General features: G+C 42.2%; 10 protein-coding genes. 1 reads left to right on the forward strand and 9 read right to left on the reverse strand.

Translation table 11 applies throughout. The features are described 5' to 3' along the window. Positions 1 to 309: 309 nt before the first annotated feature. The 8 genes from ACCB35_RS17880 to ACCB35_RS17915 all read right to left on the reverse strand — a co-directional run bounded on the left by ACCB35_RS17880 (position 310) and on the right by ACCB35_RS17915 (position 10,554). Positions 310 to 2,289, reverse strand: a complete 1,980-nt coding sequence (locus tag ACCB35_RS17880; RefSeq protein ID WP_374054718.1) for an LTA synthase family protein — start codon at positions 2,287 to 2,289, stop codon at positions 310 to 312. 420 nt (positions 2,290 to 2,709) lie between these two features. After that, entirely contained in the window at positions 2,710 to 3,717 is a 1,008-nt protein-coding gene (locus tag ACCB35_RS17885; protein WP_374054719.1) for an ABC transporter permease, read from the reverse strand. 1 nt (position 3,718) lies between these two features. Next, positions 3,719 to 4,588 (reverse strand): ABC transporter permease subunit, encoded by an 870-nt coding sequence (locus ACCB35_RS17890; protein ID WP_374057064.1) that lies wholly within the window; start codon positions 4,586 to 4,588, stop codon positions 3,719 to 3,721. Between the two features lie 154 nt (positions 4,589 to 4,742). After that, a complete protein-coding gene (locus ACCB35_RS17895) occupies positions 4,743 to 5,564 on the reverse strand; it encodes a Cof-type HAD-IIB family hydrolase (RefSeq protein ID WP_374057065.1) in 822 nt (273 codons plus the stop codon). Between the two features lie 95 nt (positions 5,565 to 5,659). Beyond that, complete coding sequence (locus ACCB35_RS17900; protein ID WP_374054720.1) at positions 5,660 to 7,117, reverse strand: glycoside hydrolase family 32 protein; 1,458 nt, start codon at positions 7,115 to 7,117, stop codon at positions 5,660 to 5,662. After that, positions 7,114 to 8,073, reverse strand: a complete 960-nt coding sequence (locus ACCB35_RS17905) for an aminoimidazole riboside kinase (RefSeq protein WP_374054721.1) — start codon at positions 8,071 to 8,073, stop codon at positions 7,114 to 7,116. The genes ACCB35_RS17900 and ACCB35_RS17905 overlap by 4 nt, the downstream gene beginning before the upstream one ends. Positions 8,074 to 8,156: 83 nt before the next feature. Then, positions 8,157 to 9,530 carry a sucrose-specific PTS transporter subunit IIBC gene (locus ACCB35_RS17910; protein WP_374057066.1) on the reverse strand — a complete coding sequence of 458 codons (1,374 nt, stop codon included), beginning with the start codon at positions 9,528 to 9,530 and terminating at the stop codon, positions 8,157 to 8,159. Positions 9,531 to 9,729: 199 nt separating this feature from the next. Further along, on the reverse strand, positions 9,730 to 10,554 hold the full coding sequence (locus ACCB35_RS17915) for a PRD domain-containing protein (protein WP_374054722.1): 825 nt from the start codon (positions 10,552 to 10,554) through the stop codon (positions 9,730 to 9,732). A gap of 133 nt (positions 10,555 to 10,687) precedes the next feature. On the opposite strand from ACCB35_RS17915, the gene ACCB35_RS17920 reads away from it, so the two are divergent. Then, on the forward strand, positions 10,688 to 11,431 hold the full coding sequence (locus ACCB35_RS17920; RefSeq protein WP_374054723.1) for an SIS domain-containing protein: 744 nt from the start codon (positions 10,688 to 10,690) through the stop codon (positions 11,429 to 11,431). 42 nt (positions 11,432 to 11,473) lie between these two features. Here the strand turns inward: ACCB35_RS17920 and ACCB35_RS17925 are convergent, their stop codons facing one another. Next, a complete protein-coding gene (locus ACCB35_RS17925; protein WP_374054724.1) occupies positions 11,474 to 12,199 on the reverse strand; it encodes a GntR family transcriptional regulator in 726 nt (241 codons plus the stop codon). Between the last annotated feature and the right edge of the window lie 119 nt (positions 12,200 to 12,318).

Below are 12,318 nucleotides of genomic sequence, written 5' to 3' on the forward strand. Positions count from 1 at the left end.
ATAAACCAACCAAAATCAATCATATGTTTACATGTTAAGTTTCCCGGTTTATTCTCCTGTTGAATCCCAATAATTATTTACCTGTTAAATTCACCCTAATATTTGCCTGTTAAATTTCAACGGTTATTTACCTGTCAAATTTAGTCCGAAATTCGCCTGGCAACTTCAGGCCCAATTTTGCCTGTTGAATTCTAACGATTATTCAACAGGCAAACCAAATTCCTAAGGAGAATCCAAAGACCCATACAACAAAAAACAAGCTCCATCCCACAAAATTCGGTGGATGGAGCTTGCTTAAAGTTACTTATTTTATTCGTGATTTTCTTCATGTGAAGCTTCAGGATCTTCTGAGCTTTTTGGATTTGGATTATTATACTGATAATCTGAACGATCTATCGGTTTGTATCCTTCCGGTTTATAGAAGCGCAGTAAATCTTCATAAACCACTTTATCGGAAAGCTCTAAGCGTTTGTTTGCTTCCTTACTTGCTTCTTCACATGCCTTGCTTCCTTCTTCTACAGGTTGACCTGTTTCGTTATCGTAGCAGACTCCTTTAATTTCAGAGTACTTTTCTGTAATGACATCTCCATTACGGAAAGGTACGATTTGCTTGCGCTCTTCCGAAAGCAGGTCCTGACCAAAGCTTAGATAATCTTTTGTCTCTACTCCCAACAGGTGCATGATCGTAGGGCGAAGATCAACCTGACCGCCATACGTATGGTTAACCCCACCTTCTGCACCGGAGTTAAGAATCAACAATGGTACACGTTGCAGCTGAGCACTTTCAAAGTTACCCACTTCTTTGCCCAATACGTCGGACATCGCTTTATTATGGTTATCAGAAATACCATAGTGATCACCATAAAGAACGATCATTGTATCTTCATACAAACCTTTTTCTTTTAAATCATTCACAAAGTCTTCCAATACTTGGTCCATGTAATGGGACGTTTGGAAATATCGATCGACCACACCGTTACCTGTTTCACCCTGAGGGAAATTAGCATCTTCCTCATGGCGGTCAAACGGGAAGTGATTGGATAACGTAATGAACTTCGTGTAAAACGGCTGTTTTAAGCTTTCCAGCATAGGAATTGATTCTTCAAAGAACGGCTTATCTTTCAATCCATATGGAAGCTGTTCCTCAGGCTTGCTCATATCATAATACGTTGCATCAAAGAACTCGTCATATCCCATTGAACGATACATCTCAGAACGGTTCCAGAATGTTTTGTAGTTACCGTGGAATACCGCTGAAGTATATCCTTCTCCCTTTAGAATCGAAGGAGCTGATTGATACGTGTTGTTCGCATGTGTCATGAATACAGCACCTTGAGGAAGCGGGAATAATGAATTTTCAATAATGAACTCAGAATCAGACGTTTTCCCCTGACCTGTTTGATGGAAAAAGTTATCAAAGTACATCGCTTCTTTACTATCCACTAAAGAGTTCAAGAATGGTGTGACTTCCTTTCCATTTAGCTCTCTGCCAATCATAAATGTTTGCAGGGATTCCATGGAGATGTAGATAACGTTTTTCCCTTTTGCTTTACCAAAGTATTCAGGATTCGGGTCGACTTTATTTGCTTTTACATAATTTTCAACTTCTGAAACTTCATTACTGTCAGCCAAAGCACGTTTAGCAGACGTTTTGGAGTTTTGAACAATATCATAGATCGTAAAGTTGTGAGTTCCAAGATACTTCACCAGATAGTTACGGTCAAAACTGCGAGTCAATAATTCAGGACGATCAATGTTTGCTAACCCTAAGTTCAATAAGAACACAAGGACTGCAGATGTCATGACCGCGAATACTGAACGGAAACGCAATTTTTCCTGAGGTTTCACTTTCTTAAGAGCCATCAATCCAATGATAATGAATAAATCCAGGAAATACAGAATATCTAATGGACTGATTAATTCAAGTGCACTGCCACCAAGACCGTTATTCGTTTTTGCCTGTAAAATAACAGGTACTGTAATAAAGTCATTAAAGAATCGGTAGTACACGACGTTCGCGTATAGAACGAAGGACATTAACAAATTAATAACGATAAACGCAATATATCTCCCTTTGCCTTTCCAGAATAATGCGAAGGCAAAGAATAATAGGGCAGAACTTAATGGGTTAAAAAATAAAAGAAAATGCTGAAGCGCATTTTGTATTCCCAGGTTAAATTCGGCTAAATATACGGCATAAGTCTTAATCCAAAATAGTATAACGACTGTAAAGAAGAACGATAACTTCCCAGTACGCATATCATCAAACTGTCTTTTTAAGAAGTTCATGCTTCATCACCTTTTTTATTAGTATTTATTTAAAACATATATGAAAAAGTTTATTAAGAATTTGTTTAGCAAATGTAAATTCATTTGAATCAACAACGAGTATTATAACAAAAAATAATTTCATGTGTATAACATTTTGTTGTGAATCGTAACAAAAATATTTCATGAAAATTCGACATTCCGTAACAAATGAGGTAGGAAAGCTTGAGCTGTCAATGCTTTGTCCATTTTGAACGATTCGTGAACGACCCATACTTTCCCAATCTTGTGGATATATATACTAGAAATGTCAAAAGAGTCTTAAGATTGTTTACTCAGTGTAAACTAATTCCCCGGAATCCATTTAATCAAACACAAAAAACGATGAAATTTTTACCATATCAATCATCTTGCTTCCTTCACTATTATGCTCAAATCTTTTTACATTTCTACCTTTTGAAACTCATCCTGTCGCGGTTGATCTGGTTTTTTATTTAATGGACGATAAGCGGATTTAAATTTCTTCCTATAGAAGGAATGCCCGCTAGTGGCTTGGACATATCCTTCGATCATCAACGAGACCGATAACATCGTTGCCGAGAAGAAGAGAATCGGTGTCAGTGGAACCCACGGTGCTCCTTGAAGGTACCTGAAGGAGTCCCCGATCAGTCCCGACCATTCATAGGTGATGGATCTTGGAGGGTCTTTGATCATTTGATAGTCTACATCGGTACCACCAAGGAACAGGGTTAGTAATCCTAAATGAATAAAAATGATCAGGGTTTGCATGAATTGCTGACCCAACAAAATCACAAGCTTCTCTTTCATCCCGGGCAAAATGTGTTTAAAGATGATTCGCCACTTTCCTGCCCCAAGTGTTTTCGCACTCATGATAAATTCTTGTTTATAAAGCAAAGAGACTTCATTGCCAATCAGAACTGACAATATGGGCACAATAAGTAAGGTCAAGATCAGTATCTCAATGATGAAACGTTCCACGATCGAATTAGGAAAACCTTCAAACGGTTCCCAAAGAATCGGTTCCAACAAAAAATACGCGAGGATCGTCAAGGGGATGTAATGGAAGGAATCAATCCAGCCATTAAAGTATTTCTTATACTTCACAAGAAATGTCCCAAGGACCAACCCAAGCGGGATCGCTAAAAACACACGTAAAAAGGCGATCACTAATGCCGTTAGAATCGTATACTTGGCACCAATAATGATTTTCCCGAGCATGTCAAGCCCCAGGGGGTCCGTTCCAAAAGGGAAAGACCATTTTGGTGAAATCGGAGAAGATTCCACTACAACACCATCAACAGTAATAAAATACAATCTCCGCACTTCATTTCCCCACATAAATGAATAAACAAAACTGGAGGCAAGCATGAAGGCGATAAATGTAAATCCAATAAGAAAGAGCGGGTTCTTCCAAACATTTTTCTTCATATTATATCTCCTCCCCCTTATTGGCTTTTTTTGAAAGGACCATTTCTCCCAAAGCGTAAAAGACAAACAGAGGAATGAAAATAGAAAGAATGGCGATTGTAAACATTTTCGGCTGCAGCGTCGACATTAAGAAACGAGTTATCCCCGTTATATTAAATAGGAGCTCCAACACAAATAAATTGGAGAGCATAAACCAAACGGTCTTCTTTGATTGAAAGAACACGGAAATGACAGCGTTTCTTAAAATATGAAACGTCAATATCACCAGTTTCCCCAGTCCAATGGATCGAGCCAGGGTCACATAGTCTTTTCTTTCTTCACTTTCAAATGAAAGAATCGAAATCCTGAACAGCTGAACTGTAGGTAAAATCGCCAATACAAGCACAGGAAGTAGAAATGCGCGTTCAGTGGCGACTGATGCAATTTCAAAAAACAGGATGCCAGTTTGCTTATACAGGGAGAGTACAAATAACTGCGAAAGCAAAATAACCAGAACATCCGGCATCGATTCGAACAAATAAAAGGTGAACTTGATTCGGTCTCTGTTTTTTTGAGAAAACAACATGGTGAGGATCGTGAGGAGAATACTTAAGAAGCCTGCCAGAAGAAAAGCAGAAAACAAAACGAGTAACGAATAGGTAATCGGGTCCCATATATAAGGAAATAAATCGCGTTCCTGCTGCCCCCCGATAATGATATAGGTTAAATCCCCCGGATGAAACAAGGCATAAACGATTTCTTTAACGGATTGCAAATATTCCTGTAACCTCAATTCACGATGACCTAATCCTGAAAGGAGCACGGGCAGTCCGCCTATAAAAATAATACCTATGATTGATAAGAAGAATTTGAGTAAAATACCACCGATCACTCTCAATGGATTGTCCTCCTGTTGGATTGATTAGTTTTAATAGTATCATAGGATGGTGATTATTATACATTATTTTCCTGTTTTTTTCACATGACCTACACTTCTCAAAAAAATGACCGAAATCCCCTAAAAGGACTTCGGTCATTTCTCTCCTTTATACTCTCGAAAGTTCATTTAACACAAATTTTTCAACAACTTCCGCTACTCCGTCCTCCATATTAGAGGCTGCAACGTAGTCCGCTTTTTCTTTTATATCTTGAGGAGCGTTGCCCATGGCGACACCCAGCCCGGCAAATTCGATCATGGCAAGATCGTTATAGCTATCTCCGATGGCAATGACCTCTTCTGCCTTAATGCCCATCGGCTTGATCAGATAATCGAGGCTTGCCCCTTTAGTCACGCCAAGCTGTGTAAACTCCAGAAAGAACGGTTTGGAGCGCATCACACTCAGTTCACCTTCCAGTTCGGTTTGAAGTTTTTTCTCGACTTCCACCAATCGATCGGCTTCTTTTAACATAAGTGCCTTCACAACAGGCTCCTTAATCGCTTCTTTAAAGTTCGGCACGACCTTTACAGGCAGCCCTGTCAGTTCACTTTCAATAGAAGCATATTCACTCGTTTCTTCTACAATAATCGCATCTTCAGCATACGTCAGAATCCCAACGTCTTCCCGTTTACTCAAATCATATAAGCGATGAGCCGTTTCAGCTGATAGTGTTCGACTGTATTTCTCTTCGTTTGTCTTGCAATCTATTATTTTCGATCCATTGAAAGAAAGAATATAGCTTCCGTATTGGTCCAGCTTCAGTTCTTTTGCAACCCATCTCATTCCAAACGTTGGGCGGCCAGATGCGAGAACAACTTTCACTCCTGCTTCCTGTGCTTGAAGTAATGCATCTTTTGTACGCTCTGAAATCGTTTGGTCATCTCGTAATAATGTATCATCTAAATCAAGTACAATCATTTTATAAGTCATCATGAAAAATCCTTTCAGGAAATCCGATTTATATTATCTTACTATAACATCTATCTTTTATTTAGAAAAAGAAAATAGACCGCCGAATCGGCAGTCTATTTCAAGTTTACATGGTCCAGGTCCCATTTTCTAATGGTAAAACTAGCCTGATTTGAAGCTCCGAATCCCACAGTATCGTTGTTTGGTGATGGATAGAATCGGGATGTAAACGTTTCTTCTCCTTCATTTATAAATACTTCAATGGAAGAAGTGTCGACGTACACTCTTAGTGAATTCAAATTCTCCACTTTACATTGCCGCTTCTCTACCACTCCATTTACATAGCTTTTGCGCTCAAGAGTCACCATCTGTTCCCCGATAGAATAAACGAGTCTGCCTCCGTCTCCAATGGAAAGATCAAACCACCCTTCAGATAAGGACAAATCCTCGATCTCCAATTCAAACGCTTTTCCGTTTACACCATTGAGCACGCGGCTTTCTTTATCCAATTCAACCTTGTGTTCTATCGCTTCTCCGGCCCTTAAATCCCGCAATTCTTCAAGAGGAACCTGTCTCACTTTACCGTTCACAAGCTTCAGCTCACGAGGCAGGGTCATCGTATGAAGCCATTTATGTTCAATGGTGGGATGATCCTGTTCATTTTGATCCGGTACACTCATCCATGCAAAAAGGATACGGCGGCCCTTATCGTCGACTGTCGTTTGCGGTGCATAGAAGTCGAATCCCCGATCCAATTCTTCGAAGTCTCCATGTTCAAACGTTCCTGCAGCTAAATCAAATTGTCCGGCGACATAGCCTGCCTGATACACATTCTGATACTTCATTCCAGAAGCTTCAATTCCTTGTGGAGAGAAAACAAGGATGTCTTGATCTCCCAGCTTAAAAAGGTCAGGACATTCAAACATATAACCGAACTCAGCAAGCTTTCCCACGCCTCCACCTGCAAGGACTCCCTGATACTCCCAATCCATTAGATCTTCTGATCGCATCAAAGCGACTGCGCCTTTTAACTCTGTCGTCTGTGCACCGACTACCATGAAAAACGCTCCATCCTGTTTCCATACCTTCGGATCGCGGAAATGAGCGGTAAATCCTTCCGGTAAGTGAACGACGGGACCTTTTTTGTCAAAGTGAAGGCTGTCTTCAGAAAGAGCCAAGCACTGATAGGATTCCCGATTGCCTTCCTCGTCCTTCACATTCCCTGTATAGTATGCATAGATTTTTCCGTCATGCTCGATGGCACTTCCGGAATAACAGCCGTTTTTCTCATACCATTCTGCAGGCGTGAGGGCGATGTCTTCATGCGTCCAGTTCACTAGGTCCCTTGACGAATAATGCCCCCAAAACTTCGCACCATGACCTGTCTTAAAAGGCATCCACTGATAATATAAATGATAGACCCCCTTGAATTGGATAAATCCGTTCGGGTCGTTCAACAGCCCCACAGGTGGCATGAGGTGATAATGAAGACGGTATGGATCCTGATCAACAACACCCTTATGCTTATCGATTTCTTCATAGGCTTCTTTTCGCAGTTGTTCATCTCTCGTCATCGCTCATTACCCCTGTTCAAATGAAGGTTTACTTCTTCCAGGGAAGGCAGAGCCGTCATCGCTCCTTTAGTTGAGGCAGCAAGTGCACCGGATACGGCTGCAAATCGGGCCATGCGGGCTGCTTCCTCGATTGATAAGGATTCAATATTCCCTTTGTATTCATGGATGGAATGAAGGATCCCGGAAACGAACGCATCCCCGGCCCCCGTTGTGTCCACTGCTTTCACCTTCATGGCAGGTACATACTGACGGGCATCGCCAACGTACACATAGCTTCCTTCTGCCCCCATCGTGATAATCAAGAAAGGAATAGTGTATGATTTCAGTTTCGCTACCCCTGCTTCAATCTCTTTTTCACCAGTAATAAATTCAAGTTCTTCCTCAGAGATTTTCAAAACATCCGCTTCAGAAAGCATGCTCTTAATCGTTTCCCGGGCATTTTCCTCAGAATTCCATAATCCTAAGCGTAAATTAGGATCATAGGAAACCAATAAACCATTCTCTTTCGCTACTTTCACAGCATGAAGCGTCGCTTCCTTCGCCGGAGAGCTGATCATGGAGATGGAACCAAAGTGAAGGATTTTATGGGAAACGAAATCCTCTTCATCAATATCATCCATTTGGAGGAATCGGTCGGCGCTCGGATCGATATAAAAGTCAAAGCTGCGCTCTCCGTCTTCTCCGTTGGTTACAAATACCACACCGGTGCGGACATCAGGAGTCAATAGCATTTGATTTATTCTTACACCATAATCTTTAAGGGTATCCTGAAGGAATCTGCCTAATACATCCTCTCCCACCTTCCCTAAAAAGGTAGACCTCGCGCCTAATCTGGCCAGTCCAACAGCCACATTGGCGGGAGCTCCTCCTGGACTTTTTTGATAGGTAGTATTTTGTTCATCTAAAGGAATGAAGTCTATCAGTGCTTCACCCAGTGAGATAATCCCCTGTTTCATATTGAGTTCCTCCTCGTTACATTCGGTTCTACTTTAAATATAGCAAATCCTTACCAGCCAGGTGACTAGTAAGGATAATAATTCTATTTTGCTTCTTCTTTCCATCCCAATAATAAGGTTGCTGCAAATGCGCCTGCTACGGCGATGACAAATCCGATCCCATAATTTAGCGGATCTTGAGCGATCGCAAACATCGGGATACCCGTCAATCCAATTCCGTTGGCCATCACTTGTGTGAATACCACGTATGCTCCTCCAAGCGCTCCACCGATGGCTGCTCCGATAAATGGGCGGCGATGCTTTAAGTTAACCCCGAAGATCGCCGGTTCTGTGATTCCGAGGAAAGCAGAGAAAGCTGCCGGCACAGCGATTTCCTTCGTTTTCTTGTTTTTCGTTTTAAAGAAGACGGCGAGTGTTGCCCCACCTTGCGCGACGTTTGCCATTGCCCAAATTGGCAGCAAATAGTTCCCGCCGATGTTTGATAAAAGCTCAGCCTCGATGGCATGGAAGCTGTGGTGAACACCGGTTAAAACGATCGTTGAATACAATCCACCGAAGATCAATCCAGCAATAGGTCCGGCTGTGTTGTAGACAACATCCAGAACCGTTGTGATTCCGTTACCTAGGACTCTTCCAAGTGGTCCAACGATAAGCAGGGCGGTAAACCCTGTGAAGATGACCGTCAAGAACGGTGTCACCAGTAAATCAACGGCGTTCGGGACAATTTTGCGTAAGCCCTTTTCAATCTTTGCCATTAAATAAACGGTTAACAGTACTGGAATAACCGTTCCTTGGTACCCAAGCATTTCAACGCCAAATCCGAAGAAATCGAGAGTTTCCGGCTGGGCATCGGCAAGACCCCATGGATTCAGTAATGCGGGGTGGGTCATGATCCCTCCGATGACAGCACCTAAGTATCCATTTGCTCCAAATTCCTTCGCTGCACTCATCCCGATCAAGATCGGTAAAATGATAAAGGCAGCAGAAGAGAACATGTCCAGCATCACGAATAGACCACTATCTGGATCGACCCAATTATAGGTCTTCATCAAGCCAAGCAGCCCCATCAACATCCCTGCCGCTACGATCGCCGGAATGATCGGTACAAAGATGTTTGAGAGTGTACGTGCAAAACGGGCAAACGGGTTCATCTTCCGTTTTGCTGCATCACTGTGAGACTCACCAGTTGGGGACTTCTCTTCCATAGACGCTCCAACAAGAGGGCCGAAATGTTCAAATACTTTATTTACATTCCCTGTCCCAAAAATGATCTGGAACTGACCGGAGCTTGAGAATGCCCCTTTCACACCATCCAAATCCTCGATGGCACTCTTTTCTACCTGACTTTCGTCCTCAATCACGAGACGCAGTCGCGTCGCACAATGTGTTGCACTTACAACATTACTCTTGCCGCCCAATAACGGGACAAGCTGTTCTGCTACTTCACGATGGTTCATCATGAATCCCTCCTGTTTCTCTTTAAAGAATCAATAAAAAAAGACCTAGTACCCTTAAGAGGATAGAGGTAGGTCAAAGAGTGACGCTTACCATTATCGTCTTAAAGATTCTAGGTCTTGCCTGCATGATCAGTAACAATCCTACTGTATGAAATTGATGAGTTCATTCTACAATATGAAAACGGTACCGTCAACCCATTTACTTTAAGAGGCGCGCTATATGCAGGGCAATATACGCAACCTCTGAAGGCGGGAATCGTATGCTGTATTCTTCCTGCAGATATTTTGTGATTTCCTTTGAGCACTCGTAAGCCCTTTTGTATTTCATCTGGATGAGTTCGAGCATGTCTTCATCAATGGGATCAAACTGGTCACCCTGCTCAATCCGATTCAACGCAAACCGGAGATGTGTGATCAATCGTTGATAGTTGATGCTCGACTCTTCTACTTCTATGGAAAGAATCGACTCAACCTGCTCGACAAAATCCCTCAGGATCGTTGCATGCTTCAACGATTGGCTCATAGAAGGGGAATCCATCTTCGCCGTATGAATATGAAGGGCAATATGAGCCGCCTCATCATCTGGGATTTCGATCCCGAGTTTCTGCCTGATCTCTTCTTTTGCCCACACCCCGACTTCATATTCCTTTTTGTAAAGCAGCTTGATTTCATTTAAGAGCTTATTTTGGATGGGGATCCCTTGCTGCAGTCTTTCAAGGGCAAAGGAAAGATGATCCGTAAGAGCGATATGAATATGGTCGCTGAGAGGGGCATTTAAATGTCCCTCTGCATAACTGATGATGTTTTCAGCGATTTCAATATGTTCCTCCGGCAAGGTAGCCAGCAGCTGCTGGAATTTCTCGGAGGATTGCTCATGAAGGACAAAAATCTTTTCAATTTTGTTCTTAGGGACGATATCATTCCGCTTCTTTTGAAAAGCGATCCCGCTCCCCATAACAATTTTTTCCTGCGGCCCGTCCACCACTACAACAGCATTGTTGTTTAAAATTCTAAAAATACGCATAGATGTCCTCCGTACAGTTCATTACTCCTTATGTTACCACGATTCAGCGTAAAGATAACATGTAAAGTGTGTAGACCAAAGATTTTCATGAGAAATATGATATGCTGAAAGAAAAAATGAAAGCGGGAAAATAATGATTTCTACATATTTTGAAAAAATCCAGGAAAAGTTACATATTGTTCAATCCAATGAAGCTGACAAAATGACTGTGCTTGCTGGGAAGATTTCTTCTGCCATTCAACAAGATGGCATCATCCAGCTCTTCGGATGTGGTCACTCTCATATCCTCTCTGAAGAGGTATTCTACAGAGCAGGTGGATTGGTTCCGATCAATCCGATTTTGATCGAGCCACTCATGCTTCATGAAGGAGCCGTACGATCTTCGCAATTAGAAAGAGCGGAAGAGTATGCGGGTGATTTTATGAATGCCCAGGATATTCAGTCCCATGATGTGGTGATTGTCCTCTCCACTTCGGGAAAAAATCCCGTTCCCATCGATGTTGCTCTTCTCGCGAAGGAAAAGGGTGCATATGTTGTATCCATCAGTGCCTTTGACTATGTAGAGAAAGAAACATCCAGACACCCCAGCGGAAAGTTTCTTAGTGAAGTAGTGGATCTTGCCATTAACAATCACTCGGTCGTAGGGGATGCAGTCCTGACCGATGATCGAGTGGCTGTTCCATTCTCTCCTTCTTCAACCGTCATCGGGGCGGCGATTTTGAATGGAGTCATGGCTGGTGCCATTCAAAATATGCTGGAAGAAGGATTTGAGCCGCCTATCTTCATCAGCGGAAACGTGGATGGCGCAGATGATCATAACGAAGGGCTGATTGAGAAGTATCGCAAGCGGATTCCCCTGTTAACGAAAGGACTATAGATAAAAAGAGTAGGAGCCCATTAAAGGGCACCTACTCTTTTTTCACAGTCTGTCCAAGTTGATTTTAAACTTATATTTATCAGCTCGATAAATGGATCGCACCAATTCAAACGGGGTACCGTCTTCCAGAAATGAATCCCGTTGGATGAGCAGCACCGGCTCCCCGCTCTTCACCTTAAGATGCTTTGTATCCGCTTCGGTCACAATCGCCGCTTCCACTGATTGAGTGGCATGGCTGATGTGAAGGTTTAGTTCGCTTTCAATATAATGATACAGCGATTTCTCCAGTATTTCCTGATTCAATCCAGGAAGCAGGCTGACTGGGATATAACTTGTTTCCAGTGCCATCGGTTCACCGTTCGCTAGACGGATTCGCTTCATAGTATACACAAGCTCTTCTTCCTCTAAAGAAAGGAGTTCCTGAATATCCTCTCTTGCCGGAGAAATTTCGAAATGCAATAATTTGTTCCCAGGCTCGAGTCCCCGGCTCTTCATGTCTTCGCTGAAGCTAGTCAACCCCTGAAGGCTTTGTTCAATCTTCCGATGGGAGACGAATGTACCACGTCCTTTTTCTCTATATAAAACATTCTTATTCACAAGATTGGTAATCGCCTGTCTCACGGTCATCCTGCTGATTTTAAACGATTCTGCAAGCTCCCTTTCAGACGGCAGGGCATCCCCTGGTTTTAGCTCTTCAGACTGTATTAAATGTTTAAGGTGTTCTTCTAACTGATAATACAAAGGAAGAGGAGAATTTTTATTAACCACGAACTGTTCTCCTTTCGATATAGCGGTTCTATGTTCTATTTTATTACATACACCATGTTTATAACAGACAATTATCCGATGTCTATAGAAAAGAGCAGACGGGACTTTAGCCACATTCG

Source organism: Rossellomorea sp. FM04394, assembly GCF_041889765.1.
Taxonomy (GTDB): domain Bacteria; phylum Bacillota; class Bacilli; order Bacillales; family Bacillaceae_B; genus Rossellomorea; species Rossellomorea aquimaris_B.